The sequence below is a fragment of the Kosakonia sp. MUSA4 genome (genome assembly GCF_013085925.1).
Lineage (GTDB): Bacteria > Pseudomonadota > Gammaproteobacteria > Enterobacterales > Enterobacteriaceae > Kosakonia > Kosakonia sacchari_B.
Genome location: NZ_CP025697.1, coordinates 2,567,281 through 2,589,923, shown reverse-complemented (window position 1 = coordinate 2,589,923; position 22,643 = coordinate 2,567,281). Strand labels below are relative to the sequence as shown.

The following is a 22,643-nucleotide window of genomic DNA, read 5'->3' as shown; positions in this document are numbered from 1 at the left end:
AGAACGATAATCACCGGAGAGTATGATGAATAACCCTGTTTTAGCTTTCGATGAAACCGTCCGTCAGCGTTCGTCCGTTCGCGCATTTTTACCCACACCGCTCACAGACGAGCAGATCCGCGCGGTATTGCAGGATGCGCAATACTCACCGTCGAACTGCAACACGCAGCCGTGGCACGTGCATGTGGTTTCCGGCGAGACCAAAGATCGGCTGGCAAAAATGATGACGGCTAACGACCTGGAAGGGCGGCAGACGACGGATTTCACTTTTTCTTATGAGGATTTCCACGGCGACTACATCGAACGCGCGTACGAACAGGCGCGGCTGTACTACGAGGCGATCGGCATTGACCGCGACGACAAGGTTCGCCGCAAAGAAGCCTATCTGCGTAACTACCAGTTCTTTAATGCGCCACATGCCGCGTTTCTGTTTATGCCGTCCTTTGGCGATAACATCCGCGTCGCATCGGACATCGGCATGTACGCGCAAAGTTTTCTGCTGTCGCTGACTGCGCGCGGTTTTGCCGGTATTCCGCAAACGATGCTCGGTTTTCACGCCGATATGATCCGCGCCGAGCTGGGCGTTTCCGACGAGTATCGCCTGCTGTTTGGTATTTCGTTTGGCTATGCCGATAAAAGCGCCGCTGCCGCCAACACGCGAATGCCGCGCGTGCCGGTGGAAAACAGCGTGGTGATGCACGGGTAAGGTGTTGGCCGGGGTAGGTGAATCCTGCTCTGCGTCAGGCTAGCCATTGCCGAATATATTCGTAGGCCGGATAAGGCAACGCCGCCATCCGGCAATCAACGCGCAACTGCCGCTGCACTACCCGTCACGTGCAGCGGCGTATCTTGTTTTTGAGGTGTGCTGAAATAACTATCAAAAGTAACTATCTAAATTTATAGCTAGGTTTTGTAATCACAGGTTGACTAGAAAATATTTTAGTTCCATTTGCCAGGAAGTAATCTGATTGTAAGAGAGCCATGCAAGTAATCCACTTCCAAATATCAAATGTGAACTTCGCCTCCATGTACTCTTCAAAGTTAGCTTGCAGGGTTTCAATTTCTTTCGTAACTGCTTCTTTTAATGTCAAATTACTATTAATTGTTGTTGCTCTAACAATTTCCCTTACTTTTCTCATTGCATTAGCTTCATAAACAGTAGTAAGGCCTAATCTATCAATGTGCTTTAAAATTCTTTGATACTCTATACTATTTTCATGATAAATGTTCTTGTTCGGAAAAATAATTATTCTATTCTGCTTTTCGTCAAAACGAGCCAGCAACCAAAAACTATTGTAATACCCCTCAAACCTAGGATGGATAAGTTGAGCGTCTTTTTGGCTTGTGAAATATTCGAGTTTCTTTTTGTTGCATTTATCACATGATGGAATTAAATTGTTGGGAGAAATGGTCAGCGAAGGGAATAATTCCTTAGGAAGAAAATGGTCTAAACTATCTGCTTCAGATATATGGCATAATGTACATTTATTATCTGCAGAATAAGATTTAAGTAAATTATAATATTCCCTGGCTGTAGTACCATTTTTTGAAAGCCTTTGATTATATAAATGGAGTAGATATTCTTTGTTCCACCCCATATCCTCAGCCTTGTCAATATACAGATGAAGCAATCCGTAGTTAGCATAAATCCGATAATAATTATGATTAGCACGAAGAAATGCATTGAGCTTAATTTCATCTGCATTAAATGATCTTTTTTTGACCCCAATTACGCAGCTTTCATAAATTTGATCAAAGGTGTAAATCATCATTGCTCACCGCCTTTTTATTGAAAGTAGAATAAATTACAGACCTCCCTTCGAAGCCGATTTGGTTTTTATATGACTGAATCACGGCTTCTGCACTTTCCTCTCTCTCTGAATCATTTTCGAGTAAAGCATAGAATCCAGAGTTTCTTATGTCCAAACTAAAAACCTCCGCAGTTATTTCACCAACGCTTTCACCAAATGTTTCAATATTAGGCCTAGCATAATCCACAATCTCCTCGTTAAATCTATGCATTTTCCAAATGCATGACCTTGGAATTTCTTGTAATATTACAGGAGAATGCGTTGCAATAATTGCCATGCCATTGTTTTCACTTAATATATCTGATAAGGTGCGGATAAAAGCTGAAAGAAGAGGTGGGTGAAGGTGGTTTTCAGGTTCGTCAAATATACAAATTGTTTTATTTTCAACTAATTCAACTATATGAATCAAATTATATATAACCGCCGAGTGCCCCGAGCTTAAAGATTTAAAAAAATGAATGGACTTTTCTATGAAATTATCTTCAAGTATCTTTTCAAGATTGGATAGTTTAAGTTCCCTAAAGTTTACATCAACTTCCAATGATTTCACGACCTTCGACCAAAGTTTCTTTTTAATTTCCGAACCGTATAAGCAAGAATATAATGCATGAGAAAATTCCTTAGCCAAATCATTTTTAAGATCTTTTAGCTCGCCACTTATGTAATCAAAAATACCTATATATCTCTTTTTTGACTGATTAGTTTTGAAATCACCTTCATTAAACGTCGCACCTTCAAAAGGTTTGTCGAAAATGCTGAGAGAGAAGTATAACAGTAACCCAAAATCTGAAGCTGATACATTTTCTCCATTATTATTAGTAATTATACCATTTGCTTTGTCAATGTTATCAACAATCATCCTGAGTAAATGACTTTTTCCAACCCCGTTTCTGCCAATCAATACATGGATGTTAGTCGGTGGTTTTGAACCTTGGTAGACATTAAATTCAGGATTATCTTTTAAACCTAAATTCAATCTCAATCCAAACATTTTCTGAAAATCACTTTCATGTAATATCGCTTTAAATTGCACAATGCTGGAAACGCTAACATATCGTGCAAGGGATTTTTGAAAAACTAATTCACCCTCAAATTCATTTAGTCTGTTATAGTTATAAGGTATATCCTTTAAAGCACTTAGAATTTCATTTCTCAGTTCTCTAGGAAAATGAATTAAATTATTGTAATACTCAGGATCTTGCCCTAGCGAAAAGAAATTATCTTTTAAACTTCCGATTCCATCTTCAATTAACTCCCATGTTAGGGTATTTTCATCTTGTCCTATACACCCAATTTTCATTTCGCCTATTTTGATTATCCTCTCTTTCTGGCTTATATACAAGGTAAAGGTTGTAAAAAAACCGAAGTCATTCCATCGATAATTTGGCTTTAAAAACACAGCCAAATTATCACTTGCAATTGGATCGCCTTTTATGATGACCATAACGCCCCCTGTCTTAGGTTCAATTTCATGTTATTTTATTGGTTATCGGGAATGGTTAATATAACTTTAGAGTTTTCTGTGCTTGATTGATTTTAGTTCTTCGCCATTTATCATGTCTAGTACATTAGGTTAGTTTAAACTCCCATTATCAATTTTCTGCTAGCTATTAGTTGATAGAGATCCAAGCATAGTGTACTGATCCTTGCTCATAACTACCTTGCAAATGTTACCGCTACCGATCGGGCTCTTTCTCTTTAAAAAAACATATGATGTTTCATATATTTTCTTCATTTTCTGAGAGCCGCTTCCCAATAATCCCCATTGCCCTATATCGCACCTCGTCGTATCTTTTCCCGGCACCTGCAAATTCAGGTGCCGGGGTTAGCCTCCTGTTCAAACTTAGTGATGGTCGATGTCAAAAACACACTTAGTGAGGCTGCCTTATGGCTATAACTCCCAACCACATTCATTCTCTGTTAGCGCTTCCTTTTTCCTGTTCAACCGATTTCACCGAGCTGGCCGATAACTGCGAGCGATTTGTCGAAGTGCTGGTTGAAACGCATGAACCGGCAGAAAAACTGGCGCTCTGCGGCAAACTTTCTTCCTGCCTTAATTTATTACGCACGACATTACACGAACCGATCCCCGCGCATTTAACTGAATCTCTGACCGTCGAGTTTTTACCCTATATCCCGGAATTCGCACCGGAAAGCGATGCGCTGTGCCGCTATTGTGAGGAGCTAACGCGGTTGCTGATTAATGGTTCGCTGTCCACTGATCAGTCCCGCGTGATGGGGGATTTGCTGCTGGAGCTGGTAACATTTTTTGCTGAGCGCCTGAAAGCGCCGCGCTGGATAAAAACCGGGCAGGGGATTATTGCGCTGGACGCGTTGAATTAAAGCCTGGTACGGATGAAGAGTTTGCTGCAGATCGCAGCAAACTCTGTGCAAATGTCAGGGGATGTAAACCAGGTCGCCGATACCAGCCCAGTCACATCAATCTCCGCCCGCCAAAATGGGCCGCGCATTTTCACTGAGCAAGATATTCAACGCGCCATAAAAGCCAACATGAGTGTGTGTTTTATGCTGACAGAACCACAGAGACAATTTATCTTTGCTATACAGTCAGATAAAAACAATAAGACCGTTAGTTATTGCAGAATACACACCAAAATAAAGGAACACGAATGATTGAATTTCGCCCAATGCGCGAGGATGAATATCCTGGTTATCTGGAATATTTCATTGCGGATTATGCGCGGGAAATTGCGTCAAACTACCGGCTTTCTGCGGAAGATTCACTGGCAAGAGCAAAGCAGGAGATTGCGGAAGATCTTCCTGAGGGAGTCAATACACCAGGCCAGGTTTTGCTGTGTCTGATTGCCAAATCAGACAACACGGAGAAGCATGTCGGCTATCTCTGGTATAAACCCGATACTGCCATGCGTACTGTCTTCATTTACGATTTTCATATTTTCAACGCCTTGCAGGGGCAAGGTTTGGGTAAACTTGCTCTGCGGACGTTTGAGCATGAGATGCGGTGTAAGGGCATTGAACAGATCAGGCTTCGCGTTGCGGGCGACAACGATCGCGCCCGGCACGTATATGAGGCCATCGGTTTTGGCGTGACAGGAATCAACATGAGCAAGAGTATAAAAGAGTAGATTGCGGCGGCTCAGTCCGCACCCACCTTTAATGCCCGTGCGGATGCATACTCAATAAGTACGCTCGCATATCGCCACCAGATAAGCAGCGCCACAAGCGCAATGGCGCTCAGCACGCTGAACGCCGTGGCAAAGGAGTAATTACCGGCAATCGTCCCTGTTAATGCAGGGCTCATTGATGCCCCCACGCCCTGCATTAACATCACTACGCTTTGCCCGGCATTGACGTGTCCGCTGTCGCACAGCAGCGCCACAATAAAACCGGGTACGACCACGCCCAGGATACCCGCAGCCGCTCCGTCCAGTATTTGCACCGGCACCATCATCAGCGGGGCCGCAGTGGACGCTGCCAGCGCAGCCCGCAGAGGCATTATCAGCAACGCCAGCATAATTAATCGCCAGTAGCCGTACTTATCGATGCGCCGGGCAACCCAGATGGCCACCGGAATCATCACCGCCTGAGAAATAATCACCGTGGCGGCAGCATACAAACCGGGATTCATGGCGCCAGGTGCGGCGGCGACGCGCATGCTGAGCATGGGTAACAGCGCCGCATTGGCCAGATGAAACAGCATCAGGGTCAATCCGGTAATCAAAAGTGCCCTGTTTTGGGTGAGTACCGAGAGCCCCGGCAGCGGTTGGGGAACCGAGGACTGAATCCCTCGCGCCGCATCGTTATCGATATCTTGACTACGAATAGCCAGCAGCGCACACAGCGTTAACACGGTCGTACAGGCCATCAACAGGAAAATACCGCCGACGCCCCAGTACCAGGCAATGCCTCCGGCAATCAGCGCGGTAAAGAAATTCCCGGCGTGATTGAATGCCTCATTTTTACCCATTTGCGCATTAAAACCGCGTTGCCTTGTCAGACCCAGCGTAATCCCCGTGATCAGAGGGCCGACAAAAGCCGCGCAGATACCGCTGACTATTTGCGAAAGCGCAACGACGGTGTTTTGCTGGCTGAACCAGAGCAGAAGCGTACTTGCGGTGATCATGATGCAGAGCAGCGCCAGCAGAGTGCGCTTGTTTTTGGATGTGTCGGTGATAAATCCTGCCGGGAGCGTTGCCAATAAACCGGCTACGCCTCCCAGCGTCATCAGCAAGCCGATATCATCCGGTTGCCAGTGGCGCTGGGTGAGAAATATCCCCAGAAAAGGGCCGAGACCATCGCGGACATCAGCAATAAAAAAACTTGTCAGGCACAGCGCCCTGAGGGAACGAAGAGACATATTTCCGGCCTTTGGCATAGTTAACTCACTCTGTTAGCAATGGCATATGCCTCAACAAAGCTCACCAAATCATTCTCATTAAGTGTATCGGCGTTTGATGAAAATAAGATGTCGCGCGAAACAACGGTTTTGCGCCTGAGCACGCCCGAAGCGTAAACGGCGCAAATACCGGCACCTGTTTCTACCGGGCAGGAATGCGGGCAATAACCTTTATTTCAAAATCAAATCCGGCAAGCCAGGTAACGCCGACGGCCGTCCAGTTCGGATAAGGTGGCAGCGGGAAAAGCGCCTGTTTTATCTGCATAATTGTCGGAAACTGGTTTTGCGGATCGGTATGAAAGGTCGTGACATCAATCAGATCGTCAAACGTACAGCCTGCGGCAGCAAGCGTCGCTCGCAGATTATCGAATGCCAGTTGCACCTGAGCGGCAAAATCCGGCTCCGGCGTACCGTCGGCGCGGCTACCGACCTGGCCGGAAACAAACAGCAAATCTCCGGAACGGATGGCGGCTGAATAACCATGTTCTTCATAAAGCGCATGGCGGTTAGCCGGGAATACGGGTTCACGCTGGATCATAGGGTTTCCTTTTTCAGTGAATGGTGAAAACGAGAAGCAGGGTGCTGACAAATCGTTTAATATACGCGGCGTATGTTAAATTAATATCACATACGCCGCGTATGTCAAAAGGAGATCGCATGATTAAGCGTCGCAGTGAAACGATGGAAGAGAACCGGGCTAAATTGATCGGTGCAGCGCGAAAGGCGTTTGCAGAAAGAGGCTATGCCGCCGCATCGATGGATGAATTAACGGCCAGCGTTGGCCTGACGCGCGGCGCGCTCTATCACAACTTTGGTGATAAAAAGGGATTGCTTGCCGCGGTTGTTGCGCAGGTGGACGGGGAAATGGCACAACGTGCGAAAGCGATTGCGGCCACTGCCAGCGATGAATGGGAAAGGTTACTGGCCGAAGGGATTGCCTACATCAAAATGGCTCTCGACCCGGAAGTACAGCGTATTGTTTTGCTGGATGGCCCGGCTTTTCTCGGCGACCCGGCACAGTGGCCAAGCCAGAATAGCTGCCTGGAATCCACCCGCCAGGCGGTGCTGAAACTGATCGAACGCGACATCCTCAAACCGGTGGACGCCGATGCCGCTGCGCAGATGTTAAATGGTGCGGCAATGAATGCCGCACTGGCAATTGCGGCCAGCGACGATGCGCAAAAAGCGCTCCCCAACTATATCGAGGTGTTTACGCTACTGGCGAGCGGCTTACGTAATTAGTCACAGTGCCTGCGTGAAAAGCACGGAGCCTGTTGCGTAATTCATTGCTGTTTGGTTCAGTGGATCGTTTCCCATAACAGCTTGATCAGCAGGCTGCACGCCAGTAACAGGAAAAGTCGGCGTATCCATTGATTTCCCCCCTTAAGCGCAATCTGTACGCCGATAAAGGAGCCACTGATTGCCGCGATCCCCAGTGGAATAGCCAGCCCATAATCAATAAGACCGTGTGGAATAAGAAAAAACAACGTCGCGAAGTTGGTGCCAAAATTGACAACTTTGGCGCAGGCGGTTGCCCGCAAAAAATCAAAATGAAAGAAACGGATAAACAAAAACAGCAGAAAACTTCCCGTTCCCGGCCCAATAAATCCGTCATAAAAGCCGATAGCAAAGCCCAGGCAAACACCCTTGATGAGATCGGCCCGGGTCGGTGCCTGACTGGTATCATGATGACCGAACTGGGGTTTGAACCAGGTGTAGGCCACCATCACCGCCAGCACCACGATAACGACCGGGCGCATCCACGCGGAAGGCATAAAGTCCAGTAGCCGGATCCCCGAGTAAGCGCCGACAACCGCACTGGCTGCGGTGGGCAGGATCAGTTGCCAGGGCAGGCGCAATCTTGTCATAAACTGCCGGACAGACATCAGGTGCCCCATAACGGAAGAGAGCTTGTCGATCCCCATGATTTGCGCAGGCGTGAAATGTGGCAGGGTGCTGTAAAAGGTCGGAATAGTGATCAATCCGCCACCGCCGACAGCCGCGTTAATGATCCCGGCAATAAATGCGACAGGGAGCAGCAGGTAAAGCTCGTTATGCATTGGTGTTCCTTACTGAAATGCTATGGTCGGCGCTAAGTGTTTGCATTGGCGTCATATTTGCTGGCGGCTGCCATGGTAGGATTGCCTTGTTTTGCTGTCCAATATATAAATAAGCATCAATTTATATATCCGGGCATATAAGTGGAATTTCGTCATCTGCGTTATTTTCTGACCGTCGCGCAAGAGCTGCACTTCACGCGCGCCGCAGAAAAACTCAATATTGGCCAGCCTCCGCTGTCGCAGCAGATCCAGTCACTTGAAGGCGAGCTGGGTGTAAAACTCTTTAACCGGACGAGGCGCAGTGTGGCGCTGACGGAAGCCGGGGAGCACCTCGTCATTCAGGCGAAGGAAATATTACGCATCAGCGGTAATCTGCAGGCTGAATTACGTGATATTGAGCAGGGGAAAAGGGGGGAGTTGCGAATAGGGTTTACCACCACCGGCTTATTTGTGGATGAACTCAGTCAGCCGCTTAAAACCTACCGACGCCATTATCCTGACGTCAGGATCTCACTTCGCGAGATGTACTCCCGCCAGCAGTTTGACGCGCTTCTTCAGCAGGAAATTGATATCGGCTACGTGCGTCTGACACCCGGCACCCGGCAGGATGGGCTGGACATCCGCATCCTCAGGCATGACCGGCTCTGCGTTGTTCTGCCAGAAGATCACCCTCAAGCGACGGCCGATTCTCTGCCCATTGCCGCCATGCGTAACGCGTCTTTTATCTTTTACCCGGAAACATCAGGAGCGGCGGTTCCTGAACTGGTCAGACGGCTTTGCCAACGGGCCGGATTCACACCAACCGTTGTCCAGGAAGCCGCAGAGGTGTTGACGCACATTGGGCTGGTCGCGGCGGGTGTGGGGATTTCTGTTCTGCCCAAACCGGTTGACAGCCTCAGGCCCGGTGGGGTGGTGTTCATCCCGTTGGCGGATGACGATGCGGAGTTATGCATGGCGCTGGTGACGCGAAGCGAAGAGAGGAATATGAGGATCCTTAACTATATCAATCTGGCTGCGTTAACTTCTCAGGATCAGAAAGGCGAGCCTGATTAATTTATATTGGGTGCCTCACTTCCGGCAATCCACGGCTGGAGATTGCACGACATTGTTTTCACGCCCCGGCGATAGTTAGGCGAATCGGTTCCGGAGTCGCTGATAGCACTCCATCCCATCCGCCGCATTGCCACGCGGGAAGAGGTTGCCGCAACGGTGACTCATCTGATCCGCTCACAAACGCGTTACTCACGCGTGATGAATACAGCCCAGGCCGATCAAAGTAGTACGCACGGCCTCAATAAGCGGGGTATGCGGTTCATGGCCCAAAAAATCGATCAGTTTTGAATTGTCCATCTGTATTGGCTGTTCCCACAAATACCGCATCTCCCGCATCTCATGCAGTGTGGTATTGAACGGTGCCATCGCAAAGATGAGCCACCAGGGAAATGATTTTACCTTCGCTTTAATACCAGCAAGTTTCGCGACATGCTGTATCGCTGCGGCCATCTCCGTGCCATCGGGATCCCAGTGCCCCCGCATATGAAAACAGGCAAACGGCTCGAGTTGGTCCCGACGCGCCAACAATGCAGACAGCGTTTCGGCGACGTCCGGCAGATAGGCCCATTGATGGCCTGCTCCGGCTTTACCCGGGTTTTTAATTGTCCGGGGAAGTTGACCCGGTTTGATCCATCCCTGTGAAAACCAGCTGTTACCTGCGTCAGGGCCAAAGAAGTCACCTGCCCGCAGAATCAGCACCTTTCCGCCTCGCTGCGCGTAGGCGAACAGCGCCTTCTCCATTTGCACCCGTATGGCTCCTTTTTTGGTGACGGGAGTCTGAGGCGAGTTCTCCCGCAAGAGAGGAAAGGCGTCCGGACCGTAGTTGTAAACGGTGCCCGGGAGAACGATTAATGCATCATTTCGCTCCGCCGCACTGATGGTGTTATGTAACATTGGCAAAACCAGTTGTTCCCAGTTTCGATAACCTGGCGGATTAACGGCATGGACAATCACGCGACATTCTGACGCAGCCGCCGTTACCTGTTCTGCATTCAACGCATCACCGTCTATCCACGTCATATTTCCGTGCTTTTCACCTGGAGCATTGCGGCGCAATGCGTGAACGTCCCATTTTTCACGGATGAGTTTACGGGCGATTTCGCTACCGATTCCGCCTGTTGCGCCCAATATGAGTACCTTGTTTCTGTTTTTCATAACCTTGCCTTTGCCGGATGTCTGCTTGACATCGTAGTGCCTGCGCGAGCTAAATGTAATTGCATAACATCAGGCAGCAGGTATGCATTTTTGTATGAAGATAAATATTCCATGGGAATGGTATCGAACCTTCCTGGCGGTGATGAAAGAAGGCTCCCTGTCGGGGGCAGCCCGCATGCTTGCCATTACCCAGCCCACAGCGGGGCGCCACGTGGCAGCACTGGAATCCGCCCTTGGTCTGGTTTTGTTTACTCGGTCTCAGACTGGCCTGCAGGCCACGGATGCGGCGGTAGCAATTCAAGGCCATGCGCAAGCGATGGAAAACACGGCCAGTATGATTGAGCGAACGGCTGCCAGCTTCAGTATCCTCACCGCCGGGTTGCGTGGAGTGGTGCGTGTTTCTGCGAGCGAAATTATCGGCACGGAAGTTCTTCCTCCCCTGATTGCACGCATTAAAGAGGATTATCCGCAGGTTACAATTGAACTGGTTCTGTCTAACCGAATGCAGGATTTATTGAACCGGGAAGTGGATATTGCGGTACGCATGACCACACCGATGCAGGAGCAACTGATTGCACGCCGGTTAGGCAGTATTGAAATTGGTCTGCATGCATCACATTCCTATCTTGCCCGGCATGCCGCACCGGAAAGTATTGACGCGTTGTTCACGCATGCGCTTGTCGGCTTTGATAAAACGACGCCCTTTATTTTACAGGCACTGAAGCACTATCCTCAGTTGAATCGTGAAGTATTTACCTTACGTACTGACAGTGATGTGGCGCAGTTGAACCTTATTCGCGCAGGTGCTGGTATAGGTATATGCCAGGTTCAACTTGCCGATTTTCCTGTCCCATTAAAGAGGTTGATGCCTGATTTCTTTGCATTCCATCTTGATACCTGGTTGGTGATGCACGAGGACTTGCGCCACAGCCAGGCCTGTAAAACGGTATTCGATATTCTTGCAGAGGGCTTACAGGCTTATATCAATAAAGCACATCGCTCATCTATTTAACGCCTTCGCAAGCAGAGCAGGGTTTTGCAGTCAGCAGAACAAGACAGACATCCGCTTCTCGTCCATAACCGCCTTATTTCTATAAAAAAGAGTTTGCTGTTTACCACAGCAAACTCTGCACACATCAGTGGGATTTAAACCCGGCCGCCGACATCAGCAGGCGGAACACCATACTCACGGCGGCCAGCGCCAGCACGCTGCCGCCCCAGATCAGTATCAGCCACATCAGGCGGTTGAAAAACGATTGTTTCATCAGTGATAGCCCTCGCCAGGTTGTACTTTGCCGCGAAACACATAATAGCTCCACGCGGTATAGACCAGGATAATCGGGATAATCAGCAGCGCGCCGACCAGCATAAAGCCCTGGCTTTGCGGCGGTGCGGCGGCCTGCCAGAAGGTGATATCCGGCGGAATGATATGCGGCCAGATGCTGATGCCCAGCCCGCTAAAGCCGAGGAAAATCAGGCCCAGCGTCTGCACAAACGGCAATGCATGATGCTGAGGATTGCCGAGGCTGCGCCACAACCAGGCGCTGAGTGCAATAACCAGCAGCGGCACCGGCGCGAAGAACAACAGGTTTGGCAGGCTGAACCAACGGGAAGCAATCTCCGGGTGCGCCAGCGGTGTCCACAGGCTGATGACCGCAATAACCGCCAGTAAAACCAGCAGCAATTTCCTCGCCGCTGCGCGCATTTTATCCTGCAACGGCGCGCCGCTTTTCATCACCAGCCAGCTTGCGCCCAGCAGCGCATAGGCAATCACCAGCCCGACGCCGCAGAACAGGGTGAAGGGCGTCAGCCAGTCCAGCGCGCCGCCGTTAAAGCGCCGTCCGCTGACCGAAAAACCATTCAGCACTGCGCCAACCACCACGCCCTGAGTAAAGGTTGCCAGTACAGAACCTGCCATAAACGCTTTATCCCAGAACGGACGATGCGCAGGCGTGGCTTTGAAACGAAACTCGAACGCCACGCCGCGAAAAATCAGCCCCAGCAGCATGAGCGTCAGCGGAATGGTCAGCGCATCAACAATCACCGCATAAGCCAGCGGAAATGCGCCGAACAACCCCGCTCCGCCGAGCACCAGCCAGGTCTCGTTGCCGTCCCAGACCGGCGCAACACTGTTCACCATCACATCGCGATCGTGAGCATCGCGGGTCAGCGGAAACAGAATGCCGATCCCCAGATCAAAACCGTCCATCACGATGTACATCAGGGTGGCAAAAACAATAATCACAAACCAGATCAGCGAAAGATCGATACCCATTATTTAGCCTCCTCATGCCAGGCTTGCGGGCCTTTGCAGATCAACCGCACCATATAGCTGTAGCCGACACCAAAAACGGCGCTGTAAACCACGAAGAATGTCAGCAGGCTGAGACTCATCTGCATCACGCCGTGCGCCGAAACCGCATCGGCCGTGCGCAACAATCCGTTGACGACCCACGGCTGGCGGCCAACTTCGGTGGTGACCCAACCGGCGAGAATGGCGATCAGCCCGGCAGGCCCCATCCACAGGGCAAAATGCAGGAACGGTCGCGATTGGTAGAGCCGCTGTTTGTAGCGCAGCCACAGCGCGCCGACACCTAGGGCGATCATCAGCACGCCGAGGCCGACCATCACGCGAAATGACCAGAACACCAGCGGCGCATAAGGGCGCTCGTCTTTGGGAAACTCTTTTAGCGCCGGAACCTGTTTATCCAGGCTGTGAGTAAGGATCAGGCTGCCAAGCGCCGGGATCTCAACCGCGTAACGGGTGCGTTCCTGTTGCATATCCGGCAGGCCGAACAGCAGCAGCGGGGTGGCTTCGCCGGGCGGATTCTCCCAGTGGCCTTCAATGGCGGCAATTTTTGCCGGTTGATGCTCCAGCGTGTTAAGCCCGTGCATATCGCCCACCATCGCCTGGATTGGCGCGACAATCAGCGCCATCCACATCGCCATTGAGAACATTTTGCGCATCGCGGGCGTATCGTTACCGCGCAGTAAATGCCAGGCGGCAGATGCGCCGACAAACAGCGCACTGCTGAGGAACGCGGCGATGGTCATATGCATCAGGCGATACGGGAAGGAAGGGTTGAAGATCACTTTCAGCCAGTCCACCGGAACCACCTGGCCCTGCTCGATAATGTAACCCTGCGGTGTGTGCATCCAGCTATTGGAGGCGAGGATCCAGAAAGTGGACATCAGCGTGCCCAGCGCCACCATGCAGGTGGCAAAATAGTGCAGCCCCGGCCCGACGCGGTTCCAGCCAAACAGCATCACGCCGAGAAAACCGGCTTCCAGAAAGAACGCGGTCAGCACTTCATAGGTCAGTAATGGCCCGGTAATGCTGCCCGCGAACTGGGAAAAGCCGCTCCAGTTGGTGCCAAACTGGTAAGCCATCACCAACCCGGAAACCACGCCCATGCCGAAGTTAACGGCGAAAACCTTCGACCAGAAGTGGTACAGCGTGCGCCAGTCCGGGTTACGGGTTTTCAGCCATAAGCCCTCCAGCACCGCCAGAAAACTGGCCAGCCCGATGGTGATCGCCGGAAAAATAATGTGAAACGAAACGGTGAAGGCGAACTGTATTCTCGCCAGGTGAAACGCGTCTAAACCAAACATAGACAACCTCAGATCAACTGCTGTGAGGGGTATGGTAATGAGTGCGAGCCGGAACTTGCAGAAACAGATTGGCGAAATTTTTGTATAACAGTTGTTATAAACTATGTAAATTTCATTACTGATATAAAAAAGAGTAAAAGGCTATAATTTATGGGCGTTGACATCGTGCAGGCAATGGTCGATGTTAAATCGTCGAAAAGAAAATAAACCAGGGAAAACGATGAATAGCATCGAGCAATTACCGGTCTATCTGGTGCGACCCTCCAACAGATTCCGAGATTATGAAAAAAAGCCCGGTATTTATATTCAAAGCCAGCATATCGATCGCGCCTGGAACGATAACGGCTATTTTTCCAATGTCGCAATTTTAATAAAGACAGCAACGGACAGTGTACTGGTGCCCGGTTATATCGGGTTTATTGACATGAATAACGCCATACGCGACCTTGATGAAGATAATGACGGCTTACAGATAATTTCTCGCTACTTTAAAAGGAATGATACCGATTACATTGATTTAAAGAACAGTATCGGTTCTTTCTATATAATGCTAAAAAGTTCTGCGGAGTATCGCTTACTGATCAAGAGTTTTGGCCTGGATGCAGCACAAACCATACTCAAAAAACTCAATGATGTCATTCTGGCCAAAGAGCTTAATATCTCATCTGAATTTATTACCAAACTGGAAGATCGCAGTATATTTAAATACTCATTCCTTCGTCACTCAAGCTCCTGGTTTGCATGGAATAATGCCGGGACGATCTTGCGTGGATTAAATGAAGAGTTATTTGATGTTATCTCATCCAGTATGCATATTCGATTCAAACGTGAGACTATGTCCACGCCACATGAAATTACATTCAATTTCAATCTTGAAAACCTCATTTCTCAGCGCATTGCTGTCATTATTGGTAAAAATGGTATAGGGAAAAGCCAGACGCTGGCAGAAATCGCCTCGGCATTAATTGCCAAAAAGGATAATTTTTTTGTTCCTGAGACTCATCAGCGAGTGATGGTCAACCGACTGCTTGCGTTCTCGCCGTCAAAAGAGTTGCAATCTCTTTTTCCTGATGATGGGCGTACAATGAATCGTCCGGATTTATACGCTCCGGTACAAATTTATTATCGTCGTTTTTTACTCAATCCGAATACCGCTCCACGTAGCAGGCTGGATCGTAATTTTATTGTCAATGATATTCTGAAGCTGGCTCGCGTACGGGAAACGCTAGGGAACCGCAGTCGTTGGGATATTTTCCGCGCGGCGTTACATTCTATTGATAATAGCCATGAGATTGCGCTTGCGCATCATAGTGATGGTGGCTTTATTACCCTTGACGAACTGGCGAATATTTATCAACCCTGGCCGGGGCGTGTCCGTATCGACTCCTTCAATGATGTGCTTGTACATGAGGAACCCTTTCGCCAGTGTGGCGACAGACGTTACCCTCTCAGCAGCGGAGAGCGAAATTTTCTCGCTTTCGCCGCGCAAGCCTGTTGCCATATTGATAATGGTACGCTGGTACTGATTGATGAGCCTGAAACCCATCTCCACCCGCAGTTTATTAGCCAGTTCGCGAATTTATTGTTTAATTTGCTTGAAATGAGCGGATCGGTTGCCATCGTTGCAACTCACTCGGTGTATTTTGTCCGTGAAGTAAGCCAGGAACAGGTCGTTGTGTTACGGCAGAAAAATGAAGATGAAATAACTGTCGATGTACCGATCCTGAAAACACTGGGAGCCGATGTCGGCGCAATTTCATGGTTCGTATTTGGCCAGGAACAGCAAACGCCGCAAGTTGAACGTATCACTGCCATTTTGCTAGAAAAATACAGAACAGAAGGCTGGGAAGCATTGGCACGTGATTACGGACATTTGCTGGCAAGTGAGTTATTGTCCTCATTGCGAATTGCCCTGGAAGGCTCAAATGAATAAGTTAAGATGTGCTAATTATCGTGATGAAAAGCGTCTCGATATCTTAAATTCACGAAGTACAAAAATGGCCAAGGTCATTGGGTTAGCCAGTGATATCAGCAATATAAAAGCTGCTTATCGGCTCTACAAAACTAACCGGGGAAATCCAGAAAAAATAATTGCCGGGTTGAGTAAAATATCTATCAGCAAAGAGATGGGGGAACTGTTATCATACTATTATGATCACCCTATGTTGCCGATCAAATTTATTGATAAACTACGTGATGAACACAGTTTTCGCTGTTGCCCGATGTGTGGTTCATTTTCTTGCGGCACCATTGATCATTATTTGCCACAAGCGCCGCATAATATTTTCGCGATTTTCTCTTTAAATCTTGTACCTACCTGCCTGTGCAACAGTAAAAGAAGTAACCGCTTAACCGGAAAAAATGTCAATGAGCGCTTCCTGCATCCCTATTTTGATAACTGCCTGCAACAGCGATTAATTAAAGTCGATCTTCATCACCTTGATTCGGCTCCGACCGTGAGTAGCAGAGTAATATTACCAGCAAGCCACCCGGACTTCACCGCCGTTAATTATCATTTCGAAAAACTGGTACAGGAAAAACTGGAAAACTACGTGCGGAAGCGTTTTATTGATTTTTGCCGCAGGCCTGCGGTTTATATAACGCCATTGCGGGAAAATCCGAAGAGTATTGGTCATCTGCGAGACATTCTTGAATGGGAATTGCAGGCAAAGGATGAAGAGTATGCTTCAAAAAATAACTGGAATTCATTATTTGTCGATGCATTACTGGATGAGCGTGTGTTCACCTGGCTGGCCAGCAAGCTCTTTACCCGAGGCAGACTACCGGGCAAAGCGCTTATCCCTCTGTAGCATAACAGTACCTCTACAATGGCTGGTTTACGTGAACTGATATAGTAAAAGGCGAGTTCCCGTGCCATGATATTCATCATCCTCAACCCGGTGAATATGCATGAAAAAATACCAGCGCCTGGCGCAACAAATCAGTGAACAAATTGAGCTTGGCGTCTGGCGTCCGGGGGAAAAACTGCCGTCGCTGCGTGAGCAGGTCACCAGCAGCGGGCTGAGTTTTATGACGGTGGGCCACGCTTATCAGTTGCTGGAAAGCCAGGGGCGGGTGATTGCCCGGCCGCAATCCGGTTACTTTGTCGCACCGGCATCCGGTGTGCCACGCGTGGCGGCGGCGCAGGTTACCCGCGATGAAGCGGTGGATATCAATACCTATATTTTCGATGTATTGCAGGCCAGCTGCGATGCCTCGGTGCTACCGTTTGGCTCGGCGTTTCCCGATCCGAAACTGTTTCCGATGCCGCAGCTTAACCGTTCGCTGGCGAAGGTCAGTAAAAGCGCCACCGCCATGAGCGTGATTGAAAACCTGCCGCCGGGCAACAGCCAGTTGCGACACGCCATTGCCCGGCGCTACGCCCGTCAGGGGATGAACATCTCGCCGGACGAAATTGTCATTACCGCCGGAGCGCTGGAGGCGCTGAACCTCAGTTTGCAGGCGGTTACCGAACCGGGCGACTGGGTGATCATTGAAAGCCCGTGCTTTTATGGCGCGTTGCAGGCGCTGGAGCGTTTAAAGCTGAAAGCGCTGTCGGTGCCGACGGATGTGAAAGAGGGGATCGATCTCGATGCGCTGGCGCAGGCATTGGCCGATTATCCGGTAAAAGCCTGCTGGCTGATGACCAATAGCCAGAACCCGCTCGGTTTTACGTTGAGCGCGGAGAAAAAAGCGCATCTGGTGGCGCTATTGGCGGAACATAACGTCACGCTTATCGAAGACGATGTCTACAGCGAACTCTATTACGGCCGCGAGCAGCCGTTACCGGCAAAAGCGTGGGATAAGCAGGATATGACGCTGCACTGCTCGTCGTTTTCTAAATGCCTGGTCGCCGGTTTCCGCGTTGGCTGGGTGGCGGCCGGTCGCCACGCGCGGCGCATTCAGCAACTGCAGTTAATGAGTACGCTCTCCACCAGTTCGCCGCTGCAACTGGCGCTGGTCGATTATCTCTCCACCCATCACTATGACGCGCATCTGCGCCGCCTGCGGCGCGTGCTGGCGGAGCGCAAGCATCTGGCCTGGCAGGCGCTGCTGCGCCATCTTCCGCCGGAGGTAAAAATTTACCGCAATGAGAGCGGCTATTTTCTCTGGCTGGAGCTGCCCGCCGGGCTGGATGCCGGAGTACTGAGCCAGCAGGCGCTGGCGCACCATATCAGCATCGCGCCGGGGAAAATGTTCTCAACATCAGACCGCTGGCAATCCTTTTTCCGCTTTAATTGCGCCTGGGCGTGGGGCGATAAAGAGGAGCGTGCGGCAATTCGCTTAGGGGAATTGATTCGCCAGATGATGAAATAAACTCGCTCACCCCATTCTTATTTTCTGAATATCTTGTTCTCATTTTAAAAATAGTGACGGTGAAAACTTGCAGGGCGCCGTCATTATTTTCTGTGCTTTTGTTTTGTGTATTCATAGGAAATGTGAATAGCAACACAGATTAACCGCGTACCGGCTAACTCCTTGTCTATACTCAAAAAGACGGCCGGTTATCATTTTCATTCGAAACGTAATGCGTTATGTGTCACATCCTGGCGAAATTTACGCCGGGCGACATTCTGGCCGTCCGCGTGCCGTCTATTTTTATTAAGGGAGATATATTTACGGCAAGGCTGCCGCACTTTTTTCATTGCGACAGGAGTAAACAATGAGCAAGAAATTTGCCCGCAGCAGTCTGTGTGCGCTGAGCATGACGATGATGGTCGCGCATGCCGCCGAACCCACCGAAGTAGGAAAAGGGGAAGGTCGTCTGGATATTATTGCCTGGCCGGGGTATATCGAACGCGGCCAGACCGACAAGCAATATGACTGGGTTACCGCCTTTGAAAAGGACACCGGTTGCGCGGTGAACGTCAAAACCGCCGCCACCTCCGATGAAATGGTCAGCCTGATGGCGAAAGGCGGTTACGATCTGGTCACCGCCTCCGGCGATGCCTCGCTGCGCCTGATTATGGGGAAACGCGTGCAGCCGATTAATACTGCGCTGATCCCGAACTGGAAAACCCTCGACCCGAAACTGGTTAACGGCGCGTGGTTTAACGTCGGCGGCAAAGTGTATGGCACGCCGTATCAGTGGGGACCAAACCTGCTGATGTATAACACCAAAACCTTCCCGACGCCGCCGGATAGCTGGTCGGTGGTGTTTGTGCAACAAAACCTGCCGGATGGTAAAACCAATAAAGGGCGCGTGCAGGCTTACGACGGGCCGATCTACATCGCCGATGCGGCGCTGTTCCTGAAAGCCACGCAGCCGCAACTGGGTATTGACGATCCCTACCAGCTCACGGAAGCGCAATATCAGGCGGTGCTGAAAACTCTGCGCGATCAGCACATGCTGATCCACCGCTACTGGCATGACACCACGGTACAGATGAGCGACTTCAAAAACGAAGGCGTTGTCGCCTCCAGCGCCTGGCCGTATCAGGCGAATGCCCTGAAAGGGGAAAACCAGCCGATTGCCACCGTATTTCCGAAAGAGGGCGTTACAGGCTGGGCGGATACCACGATATTGCATGCCGATGCGAAACACCCGAACTGCGCCTACAAGTGGATGAACTGGTCGCTGACGCCAAAAGTTCAGGGCGACGTGGCCGCCTGGTTTGGTTCGCTGCCAGTGGTGCCGGAAGGGTGCAAAGCCAGCACGCTGCTGGGTGAGCAAGGCTGCGAAACCAACGGTTACCGCTTCTTTGACAAAATCGCTTTCTGGAAAACCCCGGTTGCTGAGGGTGGCAAATATGTGCCGTACAGCCGCTGGACACAGGATTACATCGCCATTATGGGTGGCCGTTAACCTGCCAGGAGCCAAGCATGACCTATGCAGTGGAATTTCTGGATGTCTCGCGGTTATACGGCGACATCCGGGCGGTTGACGGCGTCACTATCGCCGTCAACGACGGGGAGTTTTTCTCCATGCTGGGGCCGTCCGGCTCCGGCAAAACCACCTGTCTGCGGCTGATTGCCGGGTTTGAGCAATTGAGCGGCGGCGCAATCCGCATCTTTGGCCGTGAAGCCAGCGAACTGCCGCCGTGGGAGCGGGACGTCAACACCGTGTTCCAGGACTACGCGCTGTTCCCGCATATGTCGATTCTCGACAATGTGGCCTACGGGCTGATGGTGAAAGGCGTGGACAAAAAGCAGCGCCACGCCCGCGCCCGTGAAGCGCTGGAAAAGGTGGCGCTCGGTTTTGTCCATACACGCAAACCTTCACAACTCTCCGGCGGGCAGCGGCAACGGGTGGCGATCGCCCGTGCGCTGGTTAACGAGCCGCGCGTCTTGCTGCTGGATGAGCCGCTCGGCGCGCTCGATCTGAAACTGCGCGAACAGATGCAACTGGAGCTGAAAAAACTGCAACAGGATCTCGGCATCACTTTTATTTTCGTCACTCACGATCAGGGCGAAGCGCTGTCGATGTCGGATCGGGTGGCGGTGTTTAATAACGGCCGCATCGAGCAGATTGATACCCCGCGTGAACTTTACCTGCGCCCGCGCACGCCGTTTGTCGCCGGGTTTGTCGGTACGTCAAACGTCTTCAATCAGGAGCTTGCCAGCAAACTGTGCGGTATGCAGGGCACCTTTTCGTTGCGCCCGGAACATATTCGCCTGAACGCGCCAGGGGAAATTGAAGTCAACGCCGTGGTGCAGGCGGTGCAGTATCAGGGAGCGGCGACGCGTTTTGAACTGCTGCTGGCGCAGGGGGAGAAAGTGCTGGTCAGCCAGGCGAATCTCTCCGGCCTGCTGCTGACCGAAATACTGACGCCGGGGCAACAGGTGCAGATTTCATGGTCGCGGGACGCGATGGTGCCGTTGCAGGGAGCGGGGTGACATGGCAATGAGTACTCCGTTAACCGCCCGGCGACGTGCCAGCCTGAGCGGGGTGTTCTGGCGCAAACCGCTGCTTGGGCTGCTGCTCTTGTTGCTGGGGCCGCTGATGTGGTTCGGTATTGTCTATTTTGGCTCGCTGTTAACGCTGCTGTGGCAGGGCTTTTATACCTTCGACGACTTCACCATGTCGGTGACGCCGGATTTGACGCTGGCCAACCTGCAAGCGCTGTTCAACCCGGCGAATTACGACATCATCGTGCGCACCCTGATGATGGCAATGACCGTCACCGTGGCAAGCGCGATCCTCGCGTTCCCGATGGCGTGGTATATGGCGCGTTATGCGCAGGGGAAATGGAAGGCGTTTTTCTATATCGCCGTCATGTTGCCGATGTGGGCCAGTTATATCGTCAAAGCCTATGCGTGGACGCTGCTGCTGGCAAAAGATGGCGTGGCGCAGTGGTTTTTAAGCCATCTGGGGCTGGAGCCGCTGTTAACCACTTTTCTGACGCTGCCTGCCGTCGGCGGGAATACGCTCTCCACCTCCGGGCTGGGGCGCTTTCTGGTGTTCGTCTATATCTGGCTGCCGTTTATGATTTTACCGGTTCAGGCGGCGCTGGAGCGGCTACCGCCCTCGCTGTTGCAGGCATCGGCCGATTTGGGGGCTCATCCGCGCCAGACTTTCCGCTATGTGGTGTTGCCGCTGGCTATTCCGGGCGTGGCGGCCGGGTCGATTTTCACCTTCTCGCTAACGCTGGGCGATTTTATCGTGCCGCAACTGGTGGGGCCGCCGGGTTACTTCATTGGCAACATGGTGTATGCGCAGCAGGGCGCGATTGGCAATATGCCGATGGCCGCCGCCTTTACGCTGGTGCCCATCGTGTTGATTGCCCTTTATCTGGCGTTCGTGAAACGTCTGGGAGCATTCAATGCACTCTGACCGCGCACCTTTTTTACTCAAAGTCGCCGCATGGGGCGGCGTTATCTTTCTCCATTTCCCGCTCTTGATCATTGCCATCTATGCTTTCAATACTGAGGATGCGGCGTTCAGTTTCCCGCCGCAGGGCTTTACGCTGCGCTGGTTCAGCGTCGCGGCGGCACGTGGGGATATTCTTGATGCAGTGACACTGTCACTCCAGATCGCGGCGCTGGCGACAGCTATCGCCTTGATTCTTGGCACACTTGCTGCAATGGCCTTATGGCGCAGCGAGTTTTTTGGCAAGAATGCGATCTCGCTGTTGCTGCTGTTGCCGATAGCGTTGCCAGGGATCATTACCGGGCTGGCGCTGCTGACTGCCTTCAAAGCGGTCAATCTGGAGCCGGGGTTTTTCACCATTGTTGTCGGGCACGCGACGTTTTGCGTGGTGGTGGTGTTTAACAACGTCATCGCCCGTTTCCGGCGCACCTCGTGGAGCCTGGTCGAAGCCTCAATGGATCTGGGCGCCAACGGCTGGCAGACCTTTCGCTATGTGGTGCTGCCGAATCTCGGTTCGGCGCTGCTGGCCGGAGGGATGCTGGCGTTTGCGCTGTCGTTTGACGAAATCATCGTCACTACCTTTACCGCAGGCCATGAGCGCACTCTGCCGCTGTGGCTGCTGAACCAGTTGGGTCGCCCGCGCGATGTGCCGGTGACCAATGTGGTGGCACTACTGGTGATGCTGGTGACGATGCTACCTATTCTCGGTGCCTGGTGGCTGACACGCGATACCGACACCGTTGCCGGAACCGGCAAATAACACA

22 protein-coding genes are annotated in these 22,643 nt (G+C 51.1%); 13 read left to right on the top strand and 9 right to left on the bottom strand.

Annotation, left to right across the window (positions count from 1 at the left end; translation table 11 throughout):
- The first annotated feature begins 25 nt into the window (after positions 1 to 25).
- Complete coding sequence (locus tag C0557_RS12275) at positions 26 to 706, top strand: nitroreductase (protein WP_208662922.1); 681 nt, start codon at positions 26 to 28, stop codon at positions 704 to 706.
- Between the two features lie 181 nt (positions 707 to 887).
- On the opposite strand, the gene C0557_RS12270 is transcribed toward C0557_RS12275, so the two are convergent.
- Together C0557_RS12270 and C0557_RS12265 are read right to left on the bottom strand one after the other, a co-directional pair.
- A complete protein-coding gene (locus C0557_RS12270) occupies positions 888 to 1,772 on the bottom strand; it encodes an HNH endonuclease (protein ID WP_208658645.1) in 885 nt (294 codons plus the stop codon).
- Positions 1,753 to 3,255, bottom strand: a complete 1,503-nt coding sequence (locus tag C0557_RS12265) for an ATP-dependent endonuclease (protein WP_208658644.1) — start codon at positions 3,253 to 3,255, stop codon at positions 1,753 to 1,755. Before C0557_RS12265 ends, C0557_RS12270 begins: the two co-directional genes overlap by 20 nt.
- Before the next feature lie 443 nt (positions 3,256 to 3,698).
- On the opposite strand from C0557_RS12265, the gene C0557_RS12260 reads away from it, so the two are divergent.
- Positions 3,699 to 4,154, top strand: coding sequence for a hypothetical protein (locus C0557_RS12260; protein WP_208658643.1), 456 nt, complete (start codon positions 3,699 to 3,701; stop codon positions 4,152 to 4,154).
- A gap of 287 nt (positions 4,155 to 4,441) precedes the next feature.
- A complete protein-coding gene (locus C0557_RS12255) occupies positions 4,442 to 4,918 on the top strand; it encodes a GNAT family N-acetyltransferase (RefSeq protein ID WP_208658642.1) in 477 nt (158 codons plus the stop codon).
- An 11-nt stretch (positions 4,919 to 4,929) separates the two neighbouring features.
- On the opposite strand, the gene C0557_RS12250 is transcribed toward C0557_RS12255, so the two are convergent.
- Together C0557_RS12250 and C0557_RS12245 are read right to left on the bottom strand one after the other, a co-directional pair.
- Positions 4,930 to 6,150, bottom strand: a complete 1,221-nt coding sequence (locus C0557_RS12250) for an MFS transporter (protein ID WP_208658641.1) — start codon at positions 6,148 to 6,150, stop codon at positions 4,930 to 4,932.
- A gap of 181 nt (positions 6,151 to 6,331) precedes the next feature.
- The gene (locus C0557_RS12245; RefSeq protein ID WP_208658640.1) at positions 6,332 to 6,727 is read right to left on the bottom strand and encodes a RidA family protein; all 396 of its coding nucleotides are present in this window, start codon (positions 6,725 to 6,727) and stop codon (positions 6,332 to 6,334) included.
- 119 nt (positions 6,728 to 6,846) lie between these two features.
- Here C0557_RS12245 and C0557_RS12240 point away from each other — a divergent pair, with 119 nt between their 5' ends.
- The gene (locus C0557_RS12240) at positions 6,847 to 7,431 is read left to right on the top strand and encodes a TetR/AcrR family transcriptional regulator (RefSeq protein ID WP_208658639.1); all 585 of its coding nucleotides are present in this window, start codon (positions 6,847 to 6,849) and stop codon (positions 7,429 to 7,431) included.
- A 56-nt stretch (positions 7,432 to 7,487) separates the two neighbouring features.
- On the opposite strand, the gene C0557_RS12235 is transcribed toward C0557_RS12240, so the two are convergent.
- The gene (locus tag C0557_RS12235) at positions 7,488 to 8,249 is read right to left on the bottom strand and encodes a sulfite exporter TauE/SafE family protein (protein WP_074776505.1); all 762 of its coding nucleotides are present in this window, start codon (positions 8,247 to 8,249) and stop codon (positions 7,488 to 7,490) included.
- A gap of 141 nt (positions 8,250 to 8,390) precedes the next feature.
- Here C0557_RS12235 and C0557_RS12230 point away from each other — a divergent pair, with 141 nt between their 5' ends.
- The gene (locus tag C0557_RS12230) at positions 8,391 to 9,302 is read left to right on the top strand and encodes a LysR substrate-binding domain-containing protein (RefSeq protein ID WP_208658638.1); all 912 of its coding nucleotides are present in this window, start codon (positions 8,391 to 8,393) and stop codon (positions 9,300 to 9,302) included.
- 189 nt (positions 9,303 to 9,491) lie between these two features.
- On the opposite strand, the gene C0557_RS12225 is transcribed toward C0557_RS12230, so the two are convergent.
- Positions 9,492 to 10,457 carry an NAD-dependent epimerase/dehydratase family protein gene (locus C0557_RS12225; protein ID WP_208658637.1) on the bottom strand — a complete coding sequence of 322 codons (966 nt, stop codon included), beginning with the start codon at positions 10,455 to 10,457 and terminating at the stop codon, positions 9,492 to 9,494.
- Between the two features lie 94 nt (positions 10,458 to 10,551).
- Between C0557_RS12225 and C0557_RS12220 the strand changes: the two genes are divergently transcribed.
- Entirely contained in the window at positions 10,552 to 11,469 is a 918-nt protein-coding gene (locus C0557_RS12220) for a LysR family transcriptional regulator (protein ID WP_208658636.1), read from the top strand.
- 124 nt (positions 11,470 to 11,593) lie between these two features.
- On the opposite strand, the gene C0557_RS12215 is transcribed toward C0557_RS12220, so the two are convergent.
- Genes C0557_RS12215 through C0557_RS12205 form a run of 3 tightly spaced genes read right to left on the bottom strand, consistent with a single transcriptional unit; the run spans position 11,594 to position 14,069 of the window.
- The gene (locus tag C0557_RS12215) at positions 11,594 to 11,722 is read right to left on the bottom strand and encodes a DUF2474 domain-containing protein (protein WP_208658635.1); all 129 of its coding nucleotides are present in this window, start codon (positions 11,720 to 11,722) and stop codon (positions 11,594 to 11,596) included.
- Positions 11,722 to 12,732 carry a cytochrome d ubiquinol oxidase subunit II gene (cydB, locus tag C0557_RS12210; protein ID WP_208658634.1) on the bottom strand — a complete coding sequence of 337 codons (1,011 nt, stop codon included), beginning with the start codon at positions 12,730 to 12,732 and terminating at the stop codon, positions 11,722 to 11,724. Before cydB ends, C0557_RS12215 begins: the two co-directional genes overlap by 1 nt.
- On the bottom strand, positions 12,732 to 14,069 hold the full coding sequence (locus C0557_RS12205; RefSeq protein ID WP_208658633.1) for a cytochrome ubiquinol oxidase subunit I: 1,338 nt from the start codon (positions 14,067 to 14,069) through the stop codon (positions 12,732 to 12,734). The genes cydB and C0557_RS12205 overlap by 1 nt, the downstream gene beginning before the upstream one ends.
- Before the next feature lie 220 nt (positions 14,070 to 14,289).
- Here C0557_RS12205 and C0557_RS12200 point away from each other — a divergent pair, with 220 nt between their 5' ends.
- From C0557_RS12200 to C0557_RS12170, 7 genes are all read left to right on the top strand, one after another.
- Positions 14,290 to 16,002, top strand: coding sequence for an AAA family ATPase (locus C0557_RS12200; protein WP_208658632.1), 1,713 nt, complete (start codon positions 14,290 to 14,292; stop codon positions 16,000 to 16,002).
- Complete coding sequence (locus tag C0557_RS12195) at positions 15,995 to 16,879, top strand: hypothetical protein (protein WP_208658631.1); 885 nt, start codon at positions 15,995 to 15,997, stop codon at positions 16,877 to 16,879. Before C0557_RS12200 ends, C0557_RS12195 begins: the two co-directional genes overlap by 8 nt.
- Positions 16,880 to 16,979: 100 nt before the next feature.
- Positions 16,980 to 18,386, top strand: a complete 1,407-nt coding sequence (locus C0557_RS12190; protein ID WP_208658630.1) for a PLP-dependent aminotransferase family protein — start codon at positions 16,980 to 16,982, stop codon at positions 18,384 to 18,386.
- A gap of 346 nt (positions 18,387 to 18,732) precedes the next feature.
- Positions 18,733 to 19,875: a putative ABC transporter substrate-binding protein YdcS gene (ydcS, locus tag C0557_RS12185; protein WP_208658629.1), complete on the top strand. Its 1,143-nt coding sequence runs from the start codon at positions 18,733 to 18,735 to the stop codon at positions 19,873 to 19,875.
- A gap of 17 nt (positions 19,876 to 19,892) precedes the next feature.
- A complete protein-coding gene (locus C0557_RS12180; RefSeq protein WP_208658628.1) occupies positions 19,893 to 20,906 on the top strand; it encodes an ABC transporter ATP-binding protein in 1,014 nt (337 codons plus the stop codon).
- Position 20,907: 1 nt separating this feature from the next.
- Complete coding sequence (locus C0557_RS12175) at positions 20,908 to 21,843, top strand: ABC transporter permease (protein WP_208658627.1); 936 nt, start codon at positions 20,908 to 20,910, stop codon at positions 21,841 to 21,843.
- Positions 21,833 to 22,639 (top strand): ABC transporter permease, encoded by an 807-nt coding sequence (locus C0557_RS12170; RefSeq protein WP_208658626.1) that lies wholly within the window; start codon positions 21,833 to 21,835, stop codon positions 22,637 to 22,639. Before C0557_RS12175 ends, C0557_RS12170 begins: the two co-directional genes overlap by 11 nt.
- Positions 22,640 to 22,643 lie beyond the last annotated feature (4 nt).

Coding starts and splice junctions, on each gene's coding strand:
- ydcS (WP_208658629.1), top strand. CDS start 18,733: ATGAGCAAGAAATTTGCCCGCAGCAGTCTGTGTGCGCTGAGCATGACG.
- C0557_RS12205 (WP_208658633.1), bottom strand. CDS start 14,069: ATGTTTGGTTTAGACGCGTTTCACCTGGCGAGAATACAGTTCGCCTTC.
- C0557_RS12275 (WP_208662922.1), top strand. CDS start 26: ATGAATAACCCTGTTTTAGCTTTCGATGAAACCGTCCGTCAGCGTTCG.
- C0557_RS12190 (WP_208658630.1), top strand. CDS start 16,980: ATGAAAAAATACCAGCGCCTGGCGCAACAAATCAGTGAACAAATTGAG.
- C0557_RS12175 (WP_208658627.1), top strand. CDS start 20,908: ATGGCAATGAGTACTCCGTTAACCGCCCGGCGACGTGCCAGCCTGAGC.
- C0557_RS12225 (WP_208658637.1), bottom strand. CDS start 10,457: ATGAAAAACAGAAACAAGGTACTCATATTGGGCGCAACAGGCGGAATC.
- C0557_RS12240 (WP_208658639.1), top strand. CDS start 6,847: ATGATTAAGCGTCGCAGTGAAACGATGGAAGAGAACCGGGCTAAATTG.
- C0557_RS12250 (WP_208658641.1), bottom strand. CDS start 6,150: ATGTCTCTTCGTTCCCTCAGGGCGCTGTGCCTGACAAGTTTTTTTATT.
- C0557_RS12235 (WP_074776505.1), bottom strand. CDS start 8,249: ATGCATAACGAGCTTTACCTGCTGCTCCCTGTCGCATTTATTGCCGGG.
- C0557_RS12220 (WP_208658636.1), top strand. CDS start 10,552: ATGAAGATAAATATTCCATGGGAATGGTATCGAACCTTCCTGGCGGTG.
- C0557_RS12265 (WP_208658644.1), bottom strand. CDS start 3,255: ATGGTCATCATAAAAGGCGATCCAATTGCAAGTGATAATTTGGCTGTG.
- C0557_RS12200 (WP_208658632.1), top strand. CDS start 14,290: ATGAATAGCATCGAGCAATTACCGGTCTATCTGGTGCGACCCTCCAAC.
- C0557_RS12215 (WP_208658635.1), bottom strand. CDS start 11,722: ATGAAACAATCGTTTTTCAACCGCCTGATGTGGCTGATACTGATCTGG.
- C0557_RS12180 (WP_208658628.1), top strand. CDS start 19,893: ATGACCTATGCAGTGGAATTTCTGGATGTCTCGCGGTTATACGGCGAC.
- cydB (WP_208658634.1), bottom strand. CDS start 12,732: ATGGGTATCGATCTTTCGCTGATCTGGTTTGTGATTATTGTTTTTGCC.
- C0557_RS12270 (WP_208658645.1), bottom strand. CDS start 1,772: ATGATGATTTACACCTTTGATCAAATTTATGAAAGCTGCGTAATTGGG.
- C0557_RS12170 (WP_208658626.1), top strand. CDS start 21,833: ATGCACTCTGACCGCGCACCTTTTTTACTCAAAGTCGCCGCATGGGGC.
- C0557_RS12245 (WP_208658640.1), bottom strand. CDS start 6,727: ATGATCCAGCGTGAACCCGTATTCCCGGCTAACCGCCATGCGCTTTAT.
- C0557_RS12260 (WP_208658643.1), top strand. CDS start 3,699: ATGGCTATAACTCCCAACCACATTCATTCTCTGTTAGCGCTTCCTTTT.
- C0557_RS12195 (WP_208658631.1), top strand. CDS start 15,995: ATGAATAAGTTAAGATGTGCTAATTATCGTGATGAAAAGCGTCTCGAT.
- C0557_RS12255 (WP_208658642.1), top strand. CDS start 4,442: ATGATTGAATTTCGCCCAATGCGCGAGGATGAATATCCTGGTTATCTG.